This window comes from Undibacterium sp. FW305-107, assembly GCF_058788535.1.
In genome coordinates, this window is record NZ_JBYTAV010000009.1 from 301,553 (window position 1) to 323,007 (window position 21,455).

Genomic DNA, 21,455 nt, shown 5'->3' on the forward strand with positions numbered 1-21,455 from the left:
GAGGTAAATCTTAGCTTGAATTGAGTAAACTGCGCTTATGCCATATCCGGCCAAGTCGAGCGCCTGATACCATTCTTCCTATAATAGCAATTGATTTGCCAGTCTGACTATTAAATTTTTCAATTGACAGAGTAATCATTAAGATGGGCTGGAGTTAATAACAAGGTGAGCATTGGATGGATGCTGAAAAGTATCCTCAAAATAAATCCCGTACTTCGTATAAGAATGCTGCCTTGAACTATAATTTTTAGTAATATTGATCTACGACAATCAGGAAAGCCACAAGATGAATACAGCCACTAGCGTTGACAGTTTCACTTGTCCTGAATTTCTGGCAATGGAGCGTAGCATTATTGACGACTTTGTCGATTGCACACGCGAAGCTTGCGAAGAAGCCGAGGCCTGCGTCAAAGAATTGAATAATCAAGGCGGTACTGCTTATGTGCACCGCCTTTTCCGCGCCATGCATTCACTCAAGGGCAATTGCCAGATGGTGGGATTGGTTCCCTTCGTTGAGTTATTGCACAGGGTTGAAGAGATCGTCGCCAGGGTCAGGGCTGAACAAGACCCTTATTTTCGCGAGTTGGGTGAATTTCTGTTGCTGGCCATCGATGAAGTCGAGGATTTGCTCAACGACTTGATTGCCAATGGCCACACCAGCGATGTCAGGCGCAAGAAGTTGTATGAACTGTGCGATGCATTGCAAAAGACCAGCAGCAAAGGTTTTCAAGCGCAGCAATTCAAGGATGCGATTGCTTTGCTCGATGGTAAGGTCGCCAATAAGGAAAATGCCCCGAAAGCTCCAAAGGTATTGCTGGAATTATCGGATGACATGGCAATGATGTACAAGTTTGCCCAGCAAATAGATAATCTCAGCATCTATAGAAAAAATCGCAGTGAGCAAGCCGCGCAATTAACCGAAGCCCTGAATGAGGCCCTGGGTTTGCCAGTAGATGCGAGGCAATTGAAGGCTGCCTCCTTGATGCATGATGTGGGTATGGGCTTTATCCCGCATAGTATCTTTAACAAGGAAGCGGGCTTATCCAGGGAAGAACTGAAAATAGTACAGGAGCATGTGGTGACCGCCAGCCAGATACTCTTGCGCTTTGGCGACTGGGATGAAGCGGCCCGTATCGTACTGGACCATCACGAACGCTATGATGGCTCTGGCTATCCAAATGGCTTGCAGGGACAGCAAATACATCCTGGTGCACGGATGTTGGCGATAGTAGATACCTTTTGCTCTATCACCAATGAGCGGTCTGACCGTAGTTACAAGCGTAGTTTGCTGAGTGCGATTTCCGAAATCAACGCCAATATTGAAAGCCAGTTCGACCCCGCCATGGTAGAGATGTTTAATGATGTGGTACGCAAGCTGATTGCCAGACAATAATTCTTTAATCATGCAGACAGTATGCAGATAAGTAAAGTACCTGACATTTCACACAAGGATGTGGCTCTACACAATATACGCCGCAGTGATGCTGAAGCCTGGTATGCCTATCTCAAGAATCCGGATGTGATCAGACATACCAGTTGGAACCTCAGTGCGGCAAAAGATTTGTTGCCACAGTTTGATGTGTATGAAAGCGATGAGCCTGATACACCCGTTCGCCTTGCCATCGTCACCAAAACAGAGGACAGATTGGTAGGCACGATAGGTTTTCATACTATCTCCAGTGTCAATCGCAGTGCAGAGCTTGCCTATGATCTGGCACCTGAATACTGGGGTAAGGGCATCATGCAAGCCGCAGCAACGGTGCTTTGTGATTGGGGTTTTCATGAAGCTGTTTACAACCGTATCCAGGCAACTGTGCTTGAAAGCAATTTCCATTCAATACAACTGCTGGAACGCCTGAGCTTCGGGCGTGAAGGTTATCTGCGGGCCTTCCGCATGGTGCGTGGTACACCGGGCAATTTCTGGATGTATTCCCGCTTGCATCCCGATATTGCCAGCCAATAAACAAATTGCTGTAACGCTATGGTGAGATTGGGCAAGCTTGAGAAAGACAGAGCAAGACTGTTTTTTTCATGCAAAGCTTGTTGCTTAGTGTTGGACATATGCTTGTGGCTTGAGTTAGGCTGGCATAGAACAGTCTCGCAATCAATTTGAGATGCACTGATTCAATTGCCAGCAATCGCCTGCAACGGCCAGCAAAGACCAGGAACGCAAGCATGTTGTTAAAACGCTCAAAAGAAGAAGTGGTCTTGCTCATGCTTTGTGGTCTGAGCATACCTAGCATCCTTCCCTTTGGCATTGTGCGCTTGTTCCAGGGTAATTTGCTGATGGCAACGGTTGATCTCTTGATCGTGCTTGGCATGTTGTGCATCATGGTATTTGTCTGGCGCACACGACGCGTCCGTCTTGCCGGGATTGCCGTCACTGTGTTTTATTCCATGGGCATGTTGGCGGCTGTGTATGTCAAAGGCGTTCCTATCGTGTACTGGGTTTATCCCACGATGATTGCCGCCTTCTTCATACTCAGGGCTAAAGAAGCCCTGATGATCAATAGTGTATCTTTGCTATGTCTGATTGCTATCCTGCGTGGTGCGATGCTGCTACTGGATATATCCAGCCTCGTCGTCACGCTGGTGTTGATCAATCTGTTTGCCTACATCTTCTCTGACCGCACCAGTCTCCAGCATTTTGAATTGAACCAGCAGGCAGAAAAAGACTTTTTAACCGGAGCCGGTAATCGTCGCGCTTTTGACAAGCAACTGCAAACCATCTGCGCCAAGGATGGTGTGCAGGCTGACGTTTGCATATTGATACTTGACCTTGATCATTTCAAGAGAATCAATGACCAGTTTGGTCACATGGTGGGCGATCAGGTCCTGATACAATTTTGTGCGTTGTTACGCTCACGCATACGGACAGCGGACAGTTTTTTTCGCTATGGCGGTGAAGAGTTCGTTGTCATTGCCATGGGCATAGATGATATTGCTGCTGCACGCTTTGCTGAAGAATTGCGCTCTCTGGTAGAGAAATCACAATTGCTGCGTGACTATCCTGTCACAGTATCAATAGGCGTGGCAAAGAAAATGACCGGAGAAGATGGCGAAGCCTGGTTCCAGCGCGCTGACGCCAAGCTTTATGAGGCAAAGCTGTCCGGGCGCAATGCAGTACGCGTGGCCCGGGAGGACGGGGTCTGATTAATTCTGCTTGTCCGGGTTATCGCCGATAGCCGTACCTTCATTCTCTATGACGATCTGCTTTTCCAGCTCACTGTCCGGGCGATAACTCCAGGCTGGCATGAATAGCAGCACAAATAAAGAAGCCAGTGCCGTAATGACACTGATCCAGATGACAAACTGGTTGGCAGCGACGCGTTCAGGGTAGATGTGGGTGACTGCACCCAGGCCTATGGCATTGGCGGCAGCCACCAGTACTGCACAGGCATAATCCTGAAAGCGCCTGGCCTTGTTGGCGCTTTTGGCCCAACGCGGGTCGGTGTTATAGCTGGGCAGATGCAGGTGGGCGTCTTCCAGTCTTTCCAGCGTGGCCAGGAAATGGCGCAAATTCGTGATTGAGCGTTCTGCTTTGTAATTCAAGAATGTCAGGCAAATCGACGCCACGGGAAAACCCATGACCAGCCATTCTACTGGCAACTTGCTGCTGGGCTCACCCGGTTTCAGGGCCACCAGCGCGGCCAGCAGGCTCACTACCAGCGTTACGTACAGGGCCAGCGCCTGATGTCTTTGTGCTATGCGGGTATTGACTTCCTGGTTGGCGGCGATGAAACGATAATTGGCATCAACATGGGATTTTGACATGGGCGGCTTTCAGCGATTTGGAGCAAGCCGCCATTATCGCTTAATTTTTCGCTGAAATTCATACTGAAACTGCCCATCCCTACACTCAAAATGCCCAGGTAGCAGAAATGTAGGCTGTTTTGCTATCTGGTAGTTGCGCGATTATTGCTTTACTGGGTCCGCCATAAATACGCAAACCACCATTGATACTGATGCGGTCACCCTGCCAGCCCAGTGCCGCGGTGATGATGCGGCCATTGTCCTCTGGCGTCCACAATACGTCCAGCGAGGGTTGCCAGTCATTCTTTTGCCAGCTCCAGCGTGCAAACACATTCTTGCGACGGATATTGCCAGAGGCCGACAGCGCCTGGTTTTGCCAGGCCAGGTTATAGCCAATCATTTGCTGCATTTGCGGTAAATAATTGACGCTGTTCTGCAAAGCCAGGTTGCGCTTGTTCCAGTCTTGCCATTCACGGTCTGACAAGGCTGTGCCATCCCACCAGGTTTCGAGGAAAAAACTGTGCTGAGATTCTGTAGTGTAGTTTGCACCCAGCATGGCTTGCACGACATTGCTTTGTGTATTGTTTTGCCATGGGCTGGTACGTTGTAATAGAGTAAGCGGGGTAGTATCTGCATTCATGCGCAGGCCCGTATTTTTTTGCATGAAACGTAAGGAGCCGTGGACCTCCATTTCATCTGTTGCCACCCAGGATGCAGCAGCTCCCAAGCTACCACCACTCTTTTGACCATAACGGCCAAAGCCATGCAAATCAACGCCACCAGCATGGTGATAAACCCGTGCTGCCAGTGCCTGTTCATCCGCTACGTCCGTCGTCGCAGCGTGACCTGGATTGACCCAGACCATCGTCACTGAGGTATTCGCGTTGAAGTAATCAAGGCTGGCCAAAGGTTTGCCTATGACGGTAGTGCTGATCAGCGAACGACGCTTTTCCTGTGCCACCACGTCATTAGGGCGAAAGCCATAACCCACATCCCAGGCGATGGTTTTTTTGCCCGCGCTGAACTGCCATGCACCATCGCCAAGGCTGCCGTACAGTTCATTGAGCCAGGCTGTGGACTGGGTACGCCCGCCATCATTCATCTGCCCCTGCAAGGTGGCGACAGCGTTAATGCCTTTGCCACTGGCGCGCAATTCGGTTTCTACTACACCCAGTTGTGTATTCTTGCTGGATAAGCCAGGTGCCAGTTGATTGGCAATTGCTAAAGGACTGGCGCTGTTGCTGGAATAGCTGTTGACCAGGCCACGTACTTGGCCACTGAAGTCTGCATCCTCAGCTATGACACAAGCTGGTGCGCACAGCAGGGCAGCCAGCACACTGCTCAGTGCTTGGGTCTTAAGATAGTACATGATTACTCCAGGCTGGGATTTTTGGCCAGGAACATGGGATTCAGCCATTGTTCAGGTACGGTTTTTTGCTTGCGGCCCAGATAGCGCACCCGCGTTTCTTTGTGGCTGCTCAATTGGTCAAGCAAAAACATTTCTGTCACTGCTGTTGGTGCCTGTGGTTTGTCAAATACAAAGCGGGCTTGCTTCGCGAGTTTTTCTGACTGCACATATAAATCTGCCTTGATGGGTTCATGACGGGTCTTACCCAGCCATACCTCGATGCGCTGATAGGCGACAGACTTGCGTACTGCATTCAGGCTCAGGTGCACACAGACTTTGTCGTCGCATTTTTCTTCGCCTATGATTTTGCCCGTGTAATCCTGGGCCCAGCTCATGGTGGCGACGTCGCCTATGGACGCATCCCCCAGTAGTTTTTGCATGGGTGTAATGCGCAAAGGTCGCTGGCTGCCGGGCAAAAGCATCCAGAAATCATCACCCAGCATCAAGACTTTTTGGCCTTTTTCTGCCGGGCTTTTCATGAGCACCAGAGATTGATGATTGACCTGTGAAAACACCAGGTAATTTCTTTCTTTTTCCTTGCTGCCATCCTTGGCAAAGGTAGTGATTTCAGTCTCTACCTGCATGTTTTCTGTACCGACCCTGAACTGATCGGCAGCTTTCAAGATATCACTGACTTCATCTGCCCTGGCGAGACCTGTTGTTGCTGCCAGCAGTAAAGCAGCAATATGTATAGTTGTTTTCATTTTTATTCCTGTCTTAGTTATGTGCCAGCGCATCGACAATAGGTTGGCGCAGGGTTTTGCGGGCGATGAAAGCTGACGACAGCATCGACAAGGCAATCATCATGAACACGGTGATGGCATACATGGCTGCATCTATCGTGATCAGTAAGGGGTAGCCGCTGGAGCGTCCGGGTGGTGGTGGCATTTCTACGGGAAACACCATGAGCAGCAACGCAACGGTGATCGCCAGCAAGGCACCGGCGATGGCACCTGTGCCACCCAGTATCATTCCTTCAAAAGAAAAGCTGCGTATCAGTTGCCCTGGTAAAGTACCCATGGCTCGCAGTGTACCAACTTCACGTGTGCGTTCTATGATGGCCATGGCCATGGCATTGGCAACCACGAACACCACGATGACACTGATGATGGCACCGAGGGCACCAAAGATGCGGTTATATAAATCACGTACAGATTTATAAAAGAAGGCTTGTTCCAGCCAGTTTTGTACTGTCAGTTCCGGGAAGACTGTTGCTAGTCTGGCTTGCGCAGACAAGGTCGCATTCATGGAGTTCAGGAATACACCGAGGCTGGAGATGCGCTGGGTATTCAAGAGCTTTTGTGCAGTCTTGATATTCGAGTACACCAGACGCTTATCCAGGTCAGGCACACCGGTGGATACCAGACCCTTGACGGTGACATCAACCGCATTCAGGGCGCCATCGGTAGTACTGGCCATCAGTGTCAGACTGCTGCCGGGTTTGGCCTTCAGGCTGCGTGCCAGTGCGTCACCCAGGACGATTTCTGCCTCTGCTGATTCGGTTTGCAGGAGCTCCCCTTCTTTCAATGTCAGGGTTGGGCCCTTGACCGAGAATTCAGCATCGGGGTCTATGCCTACTGCCATCATGATGGTGGACTTGTCGCCATTGCTGATCAGGCCGCTATATTCTATGCGTGGCAAGACATAGCGCACGGCTGGGTCTGTCAGCAACTTGCTTTGCAGTGCCGCAGCATTCTCCAGACCATATTGCAGTGGCACATCCTGGTCACTGGTGAAGTGCTGAGGTTTGCCTATGGTCAGATGGCCGGTGCTGCGGGCAGATATCTGCGCCAAGCCTTCATAAGTCGAATAGGCAAAACCACCAGCCAGCAGAATGGCCGCTGTACCTAGCGCAGCGATGACCACGGTAATGGCAGAACGGCGGCGGTTGCGCAGGGTATTGTAAAAGGCAAATTTGAGCCAGCTGAGTTTCATTGCAATCTCCCATCCAGCAGAGACACAATGCGGTCACTGCGGCTAGTCAGGCGGTTATCATGGCTGGCGATGATGAAGGCCACGCCTTCGGCATGACCACGCTCACGCATCAGGTCCAATACCTGGTCGGCGGTGTGCGAATCCAGGCTGGCAGTCGGTTCATCGGCAATCACCAGACTGGGGCGCTTGATGAGTGCGCGGGCAATCGCTACCCTCTGACGCTGTCCACCAGACAATGCATCTGGCAAATGCTGGGCATGTTCATGCAGGCCAACTGCCTTCAATTGCGCAGCTACACGCTCACGCCGTTCTGTTGCCGGTACACCGGTCAGGAAGAGCGGGTAATCGACATTTTCAGCCACCGTCATGACAGGCACAAGATTAAAGCTCTGGAAGATAAAACCTATGGTGTCGCGTCTTTGCAGTGTCTTTTGCGTTTCACTGTATTCATTGATGTTGACACCGTTGAGCAGGATGTCGCCAGCGTCGGCATGGTCTATCAGCCCGCACAGGTTCAGGATGGTGCTCTTGCCGCTGCCGGACGGGCCGGTCAGTGCCAGTAATTCACCGCGTTCCAGTTTCAGGTCCACACCTTGCAATGCCTTGACGACGTGGGCACCGAGTTGGTAGGTCTTATGAACTGCATGCAGTTCTATGGCAGGTGCCAGGCTCATGATGGAATACCTTTCAACATGGCCTTGGCTGCTTCTGCCTGTGGTGCATTTTGTTTGACCACTTCATTCAGGTAACGCTTGGCATCTTCAGGGCGTTTTTGTTCATTCGCCAGACTGGCAGCGCGCATCAGCACCGAACCACGAAAACCTGGTTCTGCCTTGTCGAATTGCTTGTGTTCCAATACTTCGTTGAGGAGTTTTGCCCCACGCGGGCCGCGGTTCATAAAGGCAGGCACTGCCAGGAAAGTGCTGGCGGCAACATACTTGACTTCCAGTATTGCTGGTGTGCTGCCGTGGCTCTGAGCGTTTTCGTTGGCGGCAGCGAGTTGCAGGGCTTTTTCCAGCATGGCCATGCCGTCTTCTGCATAAGACATTTTCTTCCATGGGAACATGGTGGTCACTGCCAGTTTGCCCGTGCTGGCACCAGCGTAAGCCATGATCAAAGGACTGGCAGGGTCTTGCTTGAGTAATTCATTGAAGGCATTGGCAGCAGCTTCTTCACTACCTTTGCCAGACTGGGTGAATTGCTGGAAGGCAGTTTTAAACTCTGGCTCAGAAAATGCCATGGCCTGGCTGCTGACCAGCAAAGCCAGGCTGCTTGCCAACAGAATTTTTTTACTGATAGTGAGGTGAAATGCGCGCATGTGTATCTCCTTTTTGTTTACATGTGATTGATGTTTGCGACAGGGGGAGATTAAAGGCGGGAGGCATCAGCCTCAATGCAGATGCGACGAGGTAAAGAAGTCCGCCGTGAACGGTAGTAAAAATGGCGCGAATGGAAGGCGTGTTGTGCGCCAGGTCTTGCTTATGTGTAAATATTGGCAAGGCAGGAAAAATTTCCTGAATCGTGCAATACTAGAATTTAAATATAAATTTCTTAATAAACTGACGTGAAAACGACGAGACCATGAAGAATCCAGCCAAAGAATTTATTGTCAACAAAAGCAATCTATTGGAGTCAAGATTCAAACCCCTGCATGTACCTGCTGAAGCGGAGTTGCAAGATGGTCAGGTGGTTTTGCAAGTGGAGCGTTTTGCCTTCACCTCGAATAATGTGACTTATGCCGCTTTTGGCACTGCCATGCATTACTGGAATTTTTTTCCTACAGATGAAGGCTGGGGCAATATTCCGGTCTGGGGCTTTGGCGATGTGCTGGCCTCGAAAGCGGAGGGCGTGCAAGTTGGCGAGCGCTTCTATGGTTACTACCCCATGGCGACTCATTTAACGGTGCAGGCGACCAGAGTGTCACCTGGTGGCTTTGTCGATGGCGCAGAACACAGGCAGGCCATGCATGGTTTATATAACCACTATGTCAGAACCAGTACTGATCCTGGTTACACCAAGGAGTCTGAAGATGTGCAAGTCTTGCTGCGACCCTTGTTCATCACCTCATTCATGATTGATGATTTTCTTGATGATAATCAGTTCTTTGGTGCGCAGACCGTGCTGATTTCCAGCGCCTCCAGCAAGACCGCTTATGGACTGGCATTCATGCTTTCGCTGCGCAAGGACAAGGCTTGCAAGGTCATTGGCCTGACTTCAACTGGTAACCTGGAGTTTGTACGGAATATGGCTATTTATGACGAAGTCATCAGTTACGACCAGGTGACTGAGTTGGCTGCTGATCAGGCTGTTGTGTATGTTGATATGGCTGGTAACGGGCAATTACGCAGTCAATTGCATCATCATTTCAACGACAACATGAAGTATAGCTGTGCTGTGGGTGGCACGCATTGGGAAGAACTGAGCGGCGGATCAAACCTGCCTGGTGCAAAACCGGCTCTGTTTTTTGCTCCAGCCCAAATCAAAAAACGCATGACAGACTGGGGGCCGAATGGCGTGCAGTCTCGTTTAGCACTAGCCTGGCAAGCTTTCATGCAACCGGTGATGACTGCAGAAAAACCATGGATGCAGGTTATCCATGGCCAGGGCGAGGCAGCAGTCCGGCAAGTCTATGATGACATGCTGGGTGGTGCAGCGCGGCCCGACCAGGGTAATGTCCTGACTTTGCTTGGCGGAGATGCGGTTTAGTTTTTCCAGAGGGCAGGCAAATCACCAGATTTCCTGCCTCTGATGATGGCGGTGTTGATCCTGTTGATGACATCTGCTTTGGTATTGATGCCAGAGGTGAAATGGATGGGATCAACCAGCAAAGGTTTGGCAAACACCTTGACACCATAATTCATTTGCGTTTCGCTGCGCAGGTTCTTTTCGTCCAGATAAAGATTCAGTTCCGCTTCCAGGTCTTTTGCATTTGGCAGGCGAGAATTAACCAGCATGACATCCATGCGTCCCGATAAAAGTTTTTTCAGACGGGAACTACTTTGTGGCTGATCTTCTTCTACCTTGAACGACACATTACGCAATTTGTCTATCTCATCACCAAAACGTATGCCCCTGACTATGCCAACGGATTTGCCCTGCAAGTCGCCGATGCCAGAATATTTCATATGGCTGTCGTCCCTGACCACGACCCAGACAAAGTCTGAAAAAACTGCCTCTGAATAACGCATGGTTTTCAGTCTCTCGCTATTTTTCGACAAACCAAATCCCAGACCTTCACCCTTGCCTATGTTTTCTATGACGCGTGGCAGGGGGTAACGGCGCATTTCAAATTTCACATCCATGGCGCGTTCAAAATAGGCGATGATTTTTTGATTCTCTGGCCGGATGGGAGCGATCTCGCCGTTTTCATCGCGGGTTTCTGCGAGTAGCAAAGGCAGAACAGTGACGGCATGTGCTCTTGATTGCAGACAGCACAGACAAAGCAGCATCCCTATAAAACGGGAAGCGCTCAGTAAAACGGCGTGATACTTATCTGACATGCAATGTTTTCATGCGGAAATGATGTGCGATGATACCTTTGGTGATGCACGGTTGTATAGCTGTCTTAGGTAAGGATTTGTTAAGCGAAGCTTGATATAACTTAATCGCTGCAAAGCCTTACCAAAATAAACATTAACAAATTTCAAAAGAGCTAATTAATTTGCTAAGATGAAAATAAGCTTCTTTAAAGTCGCAGTTTTTGTAGAAAAGGAGACATTATGCCCCTCGTCACAATTACCGTTTGCAAACCCAAGTCCTTGTTGTTCAAAGAGACAGTCTTGAATGCTGTACACGCGGCATTGATAGAAGCGGGTGTGCCAGAGAAAGACAAGTTTCAGCGCATATTGGAACTGGACCCGGAAAACTTCCGCTTTGATACTCACTACCCCGACCTGCATAAGGACAGGAATCAGGATTTTGTCCTGATAGAGATACTCTGGTCCGTCGGCCGCAGTGTCCAGGTCAAGAAAAAACTACTGGATACCCTTATGAAACGTCTCTGCGACAAGAGCATGAACCCTGAAAACATCATGGTCTGTTTCAGGGAAACCGCCTGGGAAAACTGGTCATTCGCCGGTGGCCGCCTGCTCCATACCTGAGTGTAGTTTCATCCCGGATATTTGGTTTTTCCCAACCGGGTCGGGCAGGGAATATCAGGCAAGTACAGCCAAGTTTTTTGCTGGCGCTGGATTAGTATATCCGTCAGAATAACTAAAATTTTACAAGACGGAGCAAGCATGATGGGAAAAACCAGACTGGAAGCATTCAGCGACGGCGTTATCGCCATATTGATCACCATCATGGTGCTGGAAATGAAAGTGCCGCATGGCGGTACGCTGGATGTGCTGCTGCCTGTGTGGCCGGTATTCCTGAGCTACATCCTGAGCTTTGTCTACGTCGGTATTTACTGGAATAATCATCATCACATGTTGCATACCTGTCGCAAGGTGACGGGTGGCATTTTGTGGGCCAATCTGCATTTGCTGTTCTGGCTTTCGCTCATCCCTTTTGCTTCTGGCTGGGTAGGTGAAAATCATTTTGCTTCTGCACCTGCAGCTTTGTATGGTGTCGTTTTGCTGATGGCAGCGATTGCGTATTTCATTTTGCAGCAACAGATCATCGCCACCCAGGGCGAAGATTCTTTATTGAAAAAAGCCGTAGGTGCAGACTGGAAGGGCAAGCTCTCGCCTATTACCTACGCAACCGCAATTCCTCTGGCTTTCTGGTATCCGCTGCTATCGATGACCTTGTATGTGGCGATGGCCTTGATATGGCTGATACCTGACCGCCGCATAGAAAAAGCCTTGAAGAATCACGAAGAGTAAACCCATGCGTTTTTTTGTTTCTGCCATCACCTTGATGGCTGGCCTGGTTTTTTGCATGCCCGGTCTGGCTAAGGATCAATCCGGCAATGACCAGAATATCGTTCTTGTTACCACTACCGGGAAAATTGACGGCAGCCTGCAACTGCCCGTCAGCAAAGGCAAATTACCTGTGGTCTTGCTCATTGCAGGTTCTGGCCCTACCGACAGGGATGGCAATTCCGTAGGACTCAAAGGCAAGAATGATTCCCTGAAAATGCTGGCGGCATCCATGGCACAAGCAGGAGTTGCATCAGTACGTTTTGACAAGCGCGGTATCGCAGGTAGTGCCAGCGCAGCTACATCCGAGGCTGATTTGCGCTTTGAAACCTATGTGCAGGATGCAGTTGCCTGGTTAAAGCTGTTGAAGGCAGATGCACGTTTCTCCGGTGTTGCCATTCTGGGACATAGCGAAGGTTCCCTTATTGCCATGCTGGCTGCCCGGCAAGAATCTGTCAAGGCATATATATCCGTGGCTGGCCCGGCAAAAAATGCCGCTGATGTTTTGCGTCAGCAATTGCAAGGGAAATTGCCACCACCACTGGCCGCACGGAATGAAGAAATTCTGAGTAGCCTGCAAGCTGGAAAAACCTATACCGACGTGCCAACAGAATTGAAATCTTTGTATCGCGACAGCGTACAGCCTTATCTTATTTCCTGGTTTCAATACTCACCAGAAGAAGAGATAGGCAAACTGAATTGCTCTGTTTTGCTGATACAGGGTGACAAGGATATACAGGTAGATACGACGCAATTGACCGTACTGATGACGGCCAAGCCAGATGCAGACAGCTTATTGGTACATGATATGAACCATGTCTTGAAAATCATAAAAGGGGACATGACGCAGCAAATGGCTTCCTATACAGATCCGACTCTACCAATAGCGCCCGAATTGAGCGCTGGGTTGAATACTTTCTTGCGCACCAAACTAAAGTAAAACATGTACGGTATGGATTGCTATTAGCGTCTGACTGTCTTAGGATGAAAAACGATCCGTATCAAAGAAACGGACATTTCCAAATATCCGGGGGCAAGATGGTAAATCAATCGCAAGGCAGGGGCGGGGATAGTGCACCACCTGACATCAAGACTGTCATCGACAATGAAGCAGTTTTTCCGCCACTGCGCCGGGTGGGCATGTTCCGGCCACTGGTCTGGTTGCGATTGGGCTGGCAGGATTTTCGCGCGTCTGGTAGCGCCAGCATTTTTTATGGTGTATGTTTTGCCGCCATGGGTCTGGTCCTGCGACTGGTGCTGAATAATGCACCTGAATATCTGTCAGCCCTGACTTGTGGCTTTCTGCTGGTAGGACCTTTGCTTGCGCTGGGTTTATATGGTATCAGTCGTCGCCTTGAAAATGTACGCTCAGGCTTGTTGGGTAGCGTGTTTTCCATGCGCGGGCGCTGGAGCAATATAGGCGTGCTGGCGCTGGTATTGGCCGTCATCATGATGGTATGGGCACGTGCTTCGCTGGTGATCTTCGCGTTGTTTTATAACAAGGGCATGCCGACCATGCAGGGGTTTTTGGCACAATTATTTTCACTGAATAATCTGGAATTTCTGGCCGTATATGTCTGTATAGGCTTTGTTTTTGCCAGCCTGGTATTTGCCATCAGTTGGGTATCCATACCCTTGATGCTGGACAGGGATACCGACGCCATTACCGCCATGATCATCAGTTGCGTTGCCTTGTTCGTCAATGTCCCGGCGACCATCGTCTGGTCTTCACTGATCATCACCAGCGTGGTGCTGAGCTTCATGAGCTGGAACCTGGGTTTCCTGGTACTCATGCCCATCATCGCTCATGCAAGCTGGCATGCGTATAAGGATGTGGTTGGCAACGTTGCTGATCGCCAAAGAGTTGTAAAAATTCCAGAGTAAGCTTATGCCTTGATTTGCTCAAATATTGACATTGATATTGCCAGTAGCCTCTGCATCTTTTTCCGGCTCACCCAATTCCTCGGCTTGATGATATGCAGAGTCAGCCTCTGCATCATGACGCTGGTTTTGTGCATGTTCATGCAAATCCAGCGTAACAGGTTCTACCACTGTAACGGCTTCTGGCGCTGTGACTGCATCAGCTTCAGCTGAACGCGGTTTTTCTGTTGTGTTGGCTTGCAGGCCGTCTCTCACACGAAATGCAGCTACAGCAGCAGAAATCAGGGGATTGATGCTGGCCTGTATGCCGTTCACATTGGCACTGGTGTTGACTACCGCACTGTTGTTGACAGGCGTAGTTTGTTGGACGCTGGTATTGACGGGCACTGGAGTAGCAACTGCCGTTGATGCCTGGATGGCTGATGCGGGCGGCTTGTTGGCTGCAATATTATTTGCTGCTGCGGTGGCCTGATTGATGGTATCCAGTGTCTTGCTGACTTCTTCAAATGTGGATGGGGTATTGAGTGTCATCTTCGCATTGCTTGAAGCGGTATTGGACGTAGTGCTTTCATTTAATTTAGCCGCAATTGCAGCAACCTGATTTTCCAGCTGACTTTCTGTCAACAGTGAAGATGGTGTCGTAGGGTTGGCAGATAACTTGTTTCCAGCGCTTATAGCTGCCTGTAATAGCGTGGGCGTATCCACGGTTTCCGCAGGCTGGGTTTGCGCCGTTATTTGTTTACCCTGCGCCTGTGAAGGTTGATTGACGGTGATGTCCGTCGTCTCTGCTGTGGCTGAAAGCGCGTTGCTGTTTGCACTGGTATCCGTAACTCGTGTATTCACTGTTGCATTCGAGGCTATGTCAGTCCCTGTAGCAGACGTTGTGGTCGTTCTTGTGTCCGTAGATGTATCTGCTGCTGGATTGATGGCGGCATTATTTTGCGAGATATTTGCAGCATCACTTGTGGCAGGCGCTGCTGTCGTTGTTTCTGGAGATGCGGGTATTTCAAGCCTTGCCTGCACGGCATTGTTTGCTGTATCGTTTGTGCCATTGGTATTTGCTACTACAGTCTGAGAATTTCTGGTGGTATCGATTGCCACCTGCAGTGCTTCATCTCCCAATGCTCGCTGCAGTTCTGCATTGGCGTTGGTCGTTGCGGTGCCCACATCTTCATTCAAATTAACCGATGAGGCAGCGCTGTTACTGACATTGTTATCTGTACCGGTACTTTCAGTTGAGCTTGTAGCCCTGGCAGTTTCATTGATATTTGTATTCGTCAGGATATTGCCAGAACCAAGCTCCTGATTTTGTGCAATAACGGTGCTCTCTGCGCTACCCAGTACTTGTAAAGCCTGCGTCAGTAAAGTGCTTGTGCCCGCAGGATCTTCAGCCAGGGCATTTTGAAAAGCATTCACATCCAGTGTCAGAAAACTATTGCTGTCAGGCTGGGCGATAGTTTGCAAATTGATCCCAATTCTCCCCAATTGCTCGAACAGGCTACTGCCGTCTGTGTTTTGTGCGCCGGCATTCATGGCTTGCAAGAGGCTGTCGCTACTAGTGGGTATCAAGGGGTTTTCCGCCAGGTCGGAATTGCTGGCTTGCAGTTGATTAAATGCATCCACAAAAGAAGTTGCGATGGCGGTGAGCTGGGCAACATCAGCTTTGGATGCAGCTGCAACTTGAGTTGTATCCGCCGGGTCCACCGTATCCGTAACCGGGGCATTTGCAGTTTGCCTGCTTTGCAAGCGCGCTGTGTAGGCCAGCAATTCACCAAGGGCAGAAACGTCAACAGTGATGTTATTGCTGCCTGTTGCAATTGCATCGGGCGAACCGGGGTTGCTGGTTATTGTTGGAGACAGGGCGTCAATTGTAGCGAGATTGATTGCTGATGCAGCTTGCAATCCCGGTGTCGTCACTGAACTGATGGGCGAGATTATCATGCACTACCTGCTTTCTTAAGACCTGCTTTTATCCGTATTTACACAATAACTGAGCATTCGTAAATACTTTGTGCGCTGCCTCACTTAGCGGGCAAAACGCGGGCATTGAGCTAAATAAAAAAAATCCTCATAGTGTTTAACTATGAGGATTTTTTATGCAATATGAGCAACTACTTATTTGCTACTTACTTGCTACTTATTTCAAAGGTGGAATGGCTTGCGGCACCAGAACTTTAATTGGCTGTTCTTTCAATTTCTTCTCCAGCAACTGTATGGCGGCTTCTAACTGTTGGTCTTTGCCATTGAAGGTTGCATGTGGCAGGTTGTCCACTTCAACATCCGGTACTACACCTATGCCTTCTACCAGCCAGCGGCCATCCATGCCAAACTGTGCATTCTCAGCGGCCCTGATCATGCCATTATCAGACAGCGAATTATTGTCTGACAACCATACGCCAGCACCGGCAGTGCGTTTGCCCACCAGCGGCCCCAGCTTCAAGGCCTTGACGCCGGCGGCAAAGGTTTCGCCATCAGAGTAAGTCAACTCGTCAACCAGCACAACCAGATGACCACGGAAGGTCTGTTGCATATTGGTATATGGTGCCGAGGTTGGTGAAGCCCAGAAAGCCCATGCTTTGCGCAAGAGTTTTTCTATGATCCAGCTATCGATATTGCCACCACGGTTACGGCGCACGTCTATGATCAGGCCATCGCGCTCTATATTGCTATAAAACTCGCGGGCAAAGCTGTTGATGTCTTGCGCACCCATGGCACGCAGATGCAGGTAACCGATACGACCTTGCGATGCCTTGCTGACTTGCTCGCTACGGCTTTGCTCCCAGTCGCTATAACGCAGATTGGCATGCTTCATCATGTTGACCGGTGTGACGATGACAGCGCGGGCAGCCTGGTCGCCACGTTTGACATGCATCAATACCTGTTTGTCTGCCTGATTGGTCAACAGGTCTGAGATATCACGCGCTTCCAGCACGGGCTGGCCATTGATAGCGGTGATGATGTCGCCTTCCCTGACGTCAAGGTCAGGTTGCGACAAAGGTGTGCGCTCGGACGGCAATTCTGCTTCGGTATGATAAATATGGTCGATGCGGTAGCCAGTTGCCGTGCGGCTCAGTACCGCACCCAGCGAGGCAGCTTGCCCTTCTGGTGCTGCGCGGCGTATATCACCAGGACGACTTTGCGAATGCAGGGTGCTGACTTCGCTGGCCATCATGCCCAATACATCATTCAACTCAGCCCTGTCTGTAATACGGTCGACCAGTGGTGCGTATTTGGTGCGTACCTTGTTCCAGTCTACGCCACGCATTTTGTCGTCAAACAAAAAGTCTCTGTGCATGCGCCAGGCATCGGCATACATTTGCTGCCATTCAAGTTTAGGGCTGAGGAAGAAAGCCCAGTCGTTAATATTGACTTTGGATTTGCTGACATCGCCCGGTTGTTTTGCACCGGCTTCGACAACAAAGAATTCCTGCGGCCCAGTGCCAATTTGCTGACGATAAAACACATGTTTTTTATCGGCAGACAAATCAAACTGGCGTATGTTGCCGGCAAAAATGTCGGGTTGTGGTGAAGTCTTGCTTATCGCCAGAGTCTTCAACGTGGACTTGCCATCCGTGCCTTCTGCTTCAGTGAAATACAGGCGTTTTTCATCAATGGCCAGGTCGCGGTAGTTACCATACGCCAGTGGTACCTGATACAAGCGCTCGGCCAGACCGGCATACTGTATGGAAGGGAGGACGGGCTTGGCAGGTTTCTTGACTTCGTCTGCTTTATCGGCAGGCTTATCCTTGGACTTGTCGGCGTTCTTGTCGTCTGTTTTTTCTTTGTCCTTGTCTTTTTCCTTATCTGTGGCTTTGTCACTGGACTTGCTCAACTCATCGTCAGCCTTGAAAGGAAAGCGATTCCCTGCTTGCAAAGCCAGTGCATACAGGCCAGTACGCTTTTCAAAATGCGGTCCCATATTGCGGTCACCCCAGGGCGCGCGGTTGCTGACCTGGAAATTGCGTTCAGAGTAAAAATACAGCCAGCGTCCATCGGGCGAGAACACCGGTGCATGTGAGTTGTATTTATCGCTGGTGACAAAGTGTATTTGCTTGCTGTCGACAGCGTACAGACCTATCTGCGGCCTTTGCAATTTGTTGTCTGCCCTGACGACGGCGATGGTTTTACTGTCTGGCGACCAGATGACTTCTTCCTGCCTTTCAGCGCCAATTTTGCCTGCATCATCAATCACCTGATTGGTCTTGGTTGCCAGATCCAGCAGCCACAGCCTGCCGCGCTTGTCGGTATGAGCCAGCCACTTGCCATCAGGGGAGGGGATGATACGGTAGCGGTGTACGTCACCATTGGTTGTCAGCACTTCAGGTTTACCTACGCCATTGGCAGGAAATTTCCAGATTTCATTTTCACCCGTGGTATCGACAATGGCATACACGGATTTGTCATCATGCGAAAACACGGCTTCGCGGGCGCGGGCGTTTTCTGGCACGGGTAAGTCTATGCGTCTTTGCGGGCCTGAGCCTGCAATGGTCAGGCGTCCGCGCGCAGTGAACAGCAGGCGTTCTTCCTTGCCAGCGATTTCTATATTCGACACATATTCCATCGGGTTTTTGATCTGGCGCTTGCGTTGCTGATCAAAGTCAGACACAAGGTCTATATTCAAGGTCTGGTCTTTGGCGCTGGCAATATCAAGTACATGCAAGTCGGCACCCAATTGATAGGCTATTTTGCCATCAGCGATGCTGGGATTGCGCACTTCCCATTCCTTGTGCTGGGTCAGGACGCGCGCATCCGTGCCATCAGGATTGGCGCTCCAGATATTGAAGGCACCATTGCGATCGCTGACAAAGTAGAGCTTGCCCTTCCACAGCATGGGACGACGGTTGTTACTCTTGTCTTCTGCAAATAATTGTGTGGCTTCAGTTTTAGCTTGTACGTCATACCGCCAGACTTGTGCTGTAGCACCCCCGCGATATTGTTTGGCATTGTCATTCGTCATGTGCAAGCCAAAGCGGGTGAAGTACAGGTACTTGCCACTGTCATCAAGCACAGCCTCATTCGCATCTGCCACCGGGAATACCCTGCGCGTCAGGGTTTGCGGGTTGATAGCGGCGATGATACGGTGCGAGGCCGGGCCTGTGCTATTGAGTGTCGTTACCAATACTTCACCACTGGCAGTCCAGCCCAGGACAGATACCTGATCATTTTCGAAACTGATGCGCTTGGGTACGCCACCTGTCATGGGCATGACGTAAGCTTCGTTCGCACCTTCATAGGCAGCAGAAAATGCCAGCCATTTTCCATCTTGTGAAATAGCGGGCAAGACTTCTGCCGCAGGATGGCTGGTCAGCCTTTGCGCTTGGCCACCATTACTTGCCACTTTCCATAAATCGCCTTCTGCCGTGAATACAACAGCATCACCACGTATGCTGGGGAAACGATAATAGGCAGGTGCAGCTAGTGCGGTAGTCATCAGGCTGGTCAGGCTTAGAGCGAGGGCGAGTTTGCTTGGTCTCATTGTTATTCTCGAAAATGGATGTGGATGATTTTTTAATAAATACTTGTGTAAATTGAAATTAAAATTACAAAGTCATGTTGCAAAAAAATAGCCTCAAATACATGCAAAGGCTGAGTGAAAAACAATACGCAATAACGGGATTTGCAACATTCTGTAAGCAGTTTTTCATTTATTCCAAGGAAAAACAGAAACAGCATGTTTTACAGTTACATTTGGCTGCCAGACGTTTCTTGAATTGTTAAAAATTATGAAGTACCCTGAGTGCTGAGTTTCCACTTGGAAATAATTCACTTACGAGCAGACCAAGGGTGCATCATGAGACAAGTCAGCTTGTGTAAAGTTCTTTTAATTCTGGGTATTTCGGCGGAAATTTCGACAACGTCGGCACAGAATGTGACATTTTCCATTGATACTCAGGCAGAGCGCAAGACTATCAGCCCGCTGATCTATGGTTATAACGCTTACGCCGATGGTACTGGTCGAGCAGGCTGGGCCAATCAGGGCGGACAAGCCAGTTTACAAAGCCTGAATTTGCGCTCGCGCCGCCTGGGCGGTAATAACATGACCAGCTATAACTGGGAAAATGGCGTCAGCAATTCGGGTAATGACTGGTGTCATTCTTCCAATGCCGGTGTCAGTGCGACTGCCGGGGCGGGTAATCCCAATTCAAACAATGGCCTGGCTTATTATGCGCCGGGTGCTGCATTACAAAATTTCCAGGATCAGTCGCTGGTGCTGGGCACTTATTCTTTGCTGCAATTGCCTGCTGCGGGCAAATTACCCAAGGACATCGTTAATCTGAATCCTCCATCGACTTGCATGGGTTACCAGCTGTGGCAAAGCACCGCTGGGCCGTCGAATGTGGATACTGCGCGTTGGGTAAACATCATGAATGACAAACCAGCAGCGGCTGGTGGTCTGAGTCTGACACCAGGCCTGAGTGATGGCGTGGTCTATATTGATGAAGAAATCAATTTTCTCGTACAAAAATATGGCACTGCCTCTACAACAAATGGCGTGAAAGGCTATGAACTGGATAATGAGCCTGATCTCTGGCATCACTGGACGACGAACAGCGGAGAGAGTGGCACGCATGCCAATCTATACCCCTCGCTGACCACAGTCACTGATGTTTTGCAGAGGAATATCAGCCTCGCGACAACCGTCAAGCGCATGGATGCTTCTGCCGAAACCTTTGGACCGGCAATCAGTGGCTATCTGGGGTTGTTCAGCCTGTGGGCGGTGTGGGATGGTTCAGCTTCACATCAGCCATCTGACTGGGCGCAATACAATGTGGAACCCTATTACAGTAATAATACTGGTGACCGCTACCGTTACAATGGCATGGCCATGGCGAATACCTATCTGGCAAAAATGAACCAGGCTTCGCAAAGTGCTGGTCGTCGTTTATTGGATGTATTCTCTTTTCATTACTATCCGCAAGCGTCTTACAATGCGACTGACCGTGTACAGGCTGCCCGCAGTCTGTGGGATTCTACTTATGTAGAGCCTAGCTGGATTACCCAGACCGGCAATGGGTTCACCGATGGGCGCGCTTTGCAAATGCTGCCCAAGTTGCAGCAATCCATCAATGATTTTTATCCCGGCACCAAACTGGCCGTGACTGAATATGATTTCGGTGGCAAGAGCGATATTACTGGTGCCATCGCCCAGGCAGATGCACTGGGTACCTTTGGCAAGCAGGGCGTCTATCTGGCGACTTATTTTGGTGATGCAGAAGAGTTCATTGCTGCTGGTTTTAAAATATACAGAAATTACGATGGTAATAAATCTGTTTTTCCGGCCACGTCAGTCAAGGCCGTTTCCAGTAACAACGCAAATGCGGCGGTGTATGCAGCGGTTGATGTTAATGATCCCAACGTCATTCATGTCATTGCCATCAATCGTCAGGCCAGCAATGTAACAAGCAGCTTTCAATTAAACCACCCCGTGAATCTTAAATATGCACAAGTCTGGGGTGTCAGCGGCAGCAGTAATGCCATCACTGCCAGAAGCGGCCTCAGCAATATTTCGAAGAATAAATTCAGTTATACCTTGCCTGCACGATCTGTCTTGCATTTCGTGTTGAAACCCTGATTGAAAAAGCCATCAGCATGCTGGTGGCTTTTCATCTGAGTCA

Annotated in this window: 18 protein-coding genes; 9 read left to right on the forward strand and 9 right to left on the reverse strand. The window is 49.9% G+C overall.

Features of this window, described 5'->3' with window-relative positions; all coding sequences use genetic code 11:
* The first annotated feature begins 286 nt into the window (after positions 1-286).
* From AC3WQT_RS20955 to AC3WQT_RS20965, 3 genes are all read left to right on the forward strand, one after another.
* Positions 287-1,393 (forward strand): HD-GYP domain-containing protein, encoded by a 1,107-nt coding sequence (locus tag AC3WQT_RS20955; RefSeq protein ID WP_492706723.1) that lies wholly within the window; start codon positions 287-289, stop codon positions 1,391-1,393.
* Positions 1,394-1,414: 21 nt separating this feature from the next.
* On the forward strand, positions 1,415-1,963 hold the full coding sequence (locus AC3WQT_RS20960) for a GNAT family N-acetyltransferase (protein ID WP_492706725.1): 549 nt from the start codon (positions 1,415-1,417) through the stop codon (positions 1,961-1,963).
* A gap of 212 nt (positions 1,964-2,175) precedes the next feature.
* Entirely contained in the window at positions 2,176-3,153 is a 978-nt protein-coding gene (locus AC3WQT_RS20965) for a GGDEF domain-containing protein (protein ID WP_492706727.1), read from the forward strand.
* Here the strand turns inward: AC3WQT_RS20965 and AC3WQT_RS20970 are convergent, their stop codons facing one another.
* The 6 genes from AC3WQT_RS20970 to AC3WQT_RS20995 all read right to left on the reverse strand — a co-directional run bounded on the left by AC3WQT_RS20970 (position 3,154) and on the right by AC3WQT_RS20995 (position 8,414).
* Positions 3,154-3,774, reverse strand: coding sequence for a hypothetical protein (locus AC3WQT_RS20970; RefSeq protein WP_492706729.1), 621 nt, complete (start codon positions 3,772-3,774; stop codon positions 3,154-3,156).
* Between the two features lie 85 nt (positions 3,775-3,859).
* Complete coding sequence (locus AC3WQT_RS20975; protein ID WP_492706731.1) at positions 3,860-5,122, reverse strand: hypothetical protein; 1,263 nt, start codon at positions 5,120-5,122, stop codon at positions 3,860-3,862.
* 2 nt (positions 5,123-5,124) lie between these two features.
* Positions 5,125-5,865, reverse strand: coding sequence for an outer membrane lipoprotein-sorting protein (locus tag AC3WQT_RS20980; RefSeq protein WP_492706733.1), 741 nt, complete (start codon positions 5,863-5,865; stop codon positions 5,125-5,127).
* Positions 5,866-5,878: 13 nt separating this feature from the next.
* Positions 5,879-7,096, reverse strand: a complete 1,218-nt coding sequence (locus AC3WQT_RS20985; RefSeq protein WP_492706735.1) for an ABC transporter permease — start codon at positions 7,094-7,096, stop codon at positions 5,879-5,881.
* Positions 7,093-7,770 carry an ABC transporter ATP-binding protein gene (locus AC3WQT_RS20990; RefSeq protein ID WP_492706737.1) on the reverse strand — a complete coding sequence of 226 codons (678 nt, stop codon included), beginning with the start codon at positions 7,768-7,770 and terminating at the stop codon, positions 7,093-7,095. Before AC3WQT_RS20990 ends, AC3WQT_RS20985 begins: the two co-directional genes overlap by 4 nt.
* Positions 7,767-8,414, reverse strand: a complete 648-nt coding sequence (locus AC3WQT_RS20995; RefSeq protein WP_492706739.1) for a hypothetical protein — start codon at positions 8,412-8,414, stop codon at positions 7,767-7,769. Before AC3WQT_RS20995 ends, AC3WQT_RS20990 begins: the two co-directional genes overlap by 4 nt.
* Before the next feature lie 263 nt (positions 8,415-8,677).
* On the opposite strand from AC3WQT_RS20995, the gene AC3WQT_RS21000 reads away from it, so the two are divergent.
* Positions 8,678-9,802 (forward strand): DUF2855 family protein, encoded by a 1,125-nt coding sequence (locus AC3WQT_RS21000; protein ID WP_492706741.1) that lies wholly within the window; start codon positions 8,678-8,680, stop codon positions 9,800-9,802.
* Here the strand turns inward: AC3WQT_RS21000 and AC3WQT_RS21005 are convergent.
* Positions 9,799-10,596, reverse strand: coding sequence for a substrate-binding periplasmic protein (locus AC3WQT_RS21005; protein WP_492706743.1), 798 nt, complete (start codon positions 10,594-10,596; stop codon positions 9,799-9,801). The genes AC3WQT_RS21000 and AC3WQT_RS21005 overlap by 4 nt on opposite strands.
* Positions 10,597-10,815: 219 nt before the next feature.
* Here AC3WQT_RS21005 and AC3WQT_RS21010 point away from each other — a divergent pair, with 219 nt between their 5' ends.
* From AC3WQT_RS21010 to AC3WQT_RS21025, 4 genes are all read left to right on the forward strand, one after another.
* Complete coding sequence (locus AC3WQT_RS21010) at positions 10,816-11,196, forward strand: tautomerase family protein (protein WP_492706744.1); 381 nt, start codon at positions 10,816-10,818, stop codon at positions 11,194-11,196.
* 141 nt (positions 11,197-11,337) lie between these two features.
* Positions 11,338-11,922, forward strand: a complete 585-nt coding sequence (locus tag AC3WQT_RS21015) for a TMEM175 family protein (RefSeq protein ID WP_492706837.1) — start codon at positions 11,338-11,340, stop codon at positions 11,920-11,922.
* A gap of 4 nt (positions 11,923-11,926) precedes the next feature.
* On the forward strand, positions 11,927-12,898 hold the full coding sequence (locus AC3WQT_RS21020) for an alpha/beta hydrolase family protein (RefSeq protein ID WP_492706746.1): 972 nt from the start codon (positions 11,927-11,929) through the stop codon (positions 12,896-12,898).
* 98 nt (positions 12,899-12,996) lie between these two features.
* Entirely contained in the window at positions 12,997-13,842 is an 846-nt protein-coding gene (locus tag AC3WQT_RS21025; RefSeq protein ID WP_492706747.1) for a DUF2189 domain-containing protein, read from the forward strand.
* Between the two features lie 18 nt (positions 13,843-13,860).
* Here the strand turns inward: AC3WQT_RS21025 and AC3WQT_RS21030 are convergent, their stop codons facing one another.
* Entirely contained in the window at positions 13,861-15,780 is a 1,920-nt protein-coding gene (locus tag AC3WQT_RS21030; RefSeq protein ID WP_492706749.1) for a hypothetical protein, read from the reverse strand.
* Between the two features lie 196 nt (positions 15,781-15,976).
* Positions 15,977-19,315 carry a S41 family peptidase gene (locus tag AC3WQT_RS21035; protein ID WP_492706751.1) on the reverse strand — a complete coding sequence of 1,113 codons (3,339 nt, stop codon included), beginning with the start codon at positions 19,313-19,315 and terminating at the stop codon, positions 15,977-15,979.
* A gap of 393 nt (positions 19,316-19,708) precedes the next feature.
* Here AC3WQT_RS21035 and AC3WQT_RS21040 point away from each other — a divergent pair, with 393 nt between their 5' ends.
* A complete protein-coding gene (locus tag AC3WQT_RS21040; RefSeq protein ID WP_492706753.1) occupies positions 19,709-21,412 on the forward strand; it encodes a glycoside hydrolase family 44 protein in 1,704 nt (567 codons plus the stop codon).
* The last annotated feature ends 43 nt before the right edge of the window (positions 21,413-21,455 follow it).

Bases quoted from the DNA above. Each gene is read 5' to 3' on its own strand.
- AC3WQT_RS20955 (WP_492706723.1), top strand. From the start codon at position 287: ATGAATACAGCCACTAGCGTTGACAGTTTCACTTGTCCTGAATTTCTG.
- AC3WQT_RS20960 (WP_492706725.1), top strand. From the start codon at position 1,415: ATGCAGATAAGTAAAGTACCTGACATTTCACACAAGGATGTGGCTCTA.
- AC3WQT_RS20965 (WP_492706727.1), top strand. From the start codon at position 2,176: ATGTTGTTAAAACGCTCAAAAGAAGAAGTGGTCTTGCTCATGCTTTGT.
- AC3WQT_RS20970 (WP_492706729.1), bottom strand. From the start codon at position 3,774: ATGTCAAAATCCCATGTTGATGCCAATTATCGTTTCATCGCCGCCAAC.
- AC3WQT_RS20975 (WP_492706731.1), bottom strand. From the start codon at position 5,122: ATGTACTATCTTAAGACCCAAGCACTGAGCAGTGTGCTGGCTGCCCTG.
- AC3WQT_RS20980 (WP_492706733.1), bottom strand. From the start codon at position 5,865: ATGAAAACAACTATACATATTGCTGCTTTACTGCTGGCAGCAACAACA.
- AC3WQT_RS20985 (WP_492706735.1), bottom strand. From the start codon at position 7,096: ATGAAACTCAGCTGGCTCAAATTTGCCTTTTACAATACCCTGCGCAAC.
- AC3WQT_RS20990 (WP_492706737.1), bottom strand. From the start codon at position 7,770: ATGAGCCTGGCACCTGCCATAGAACTGCATGCAGTTCATAAGACCTAC.
- AC3WQT_RS20995 (WP_492706739.1), bottom strand. From the start codon at position 8,414: ATGCGCGCATTTCACCTCACTATCAGTAAAAAAATTCTGTTGGCAAGC.
- AC3WQT_RS21000 (WP_492706741.1), top strand. From the start codon at position 8,678: ATGAAGAATCCAGCCAAAGAATTTATTGTCAACAAAAGCAATCTATTG.
- AC3WQT_RS21005 (WP_492706743.1), bottom strand. From the start codon at position 10,596: ATGTCAGATAAGTATCACGCCGTTTTACTGAGCGCTTCCCGTTTTATA.
- AC3WQT_RS21010 (WP_492706744.1), top strand. From the start codon at position 10,816: ATGCCCCTCGTCACAATTACCGTTTGCAAACCCAAGTCCTTGTTGTTC.
- AC3WQT_RS21015 (WP_492706837.1), top strand. From the start codon at position 11,338: ATGGGAAAAACCAGACTGGAAGCATTCAGCGACGGCGTTATCGCCATA.
- AC3WQT_RS21020 (WP_492706746.1), top strand. From the start codon at position 11,927: ATGCGTTTTTTTGTTTCTGCCATCACCTTGATGGCTGGCCTGGTTTTT.
- AC3WQT_RS21025 (WP_492706747.1), top strand. From the start codon at position 12,997: ATGGTAAATCAATCGCAAGGCAGGGGCGGGGATAGTGCACCACCTGAC.
- AC3WQT_RS21030 (WP_492706749.1), bottom strand. From the start codon at position 15,780: ATGATAATCTCGCCCATCAGTTCAGTGACGACACCGGGATTGCAAGCT.
- AC3WQT_RS21035 (WP_492706751.1), bottom strand. From the start codon at position 19,315: ATGAGACCAAGCAAACTCGCCCTCGCTCTAAGCCTGACCAGCCTGATG.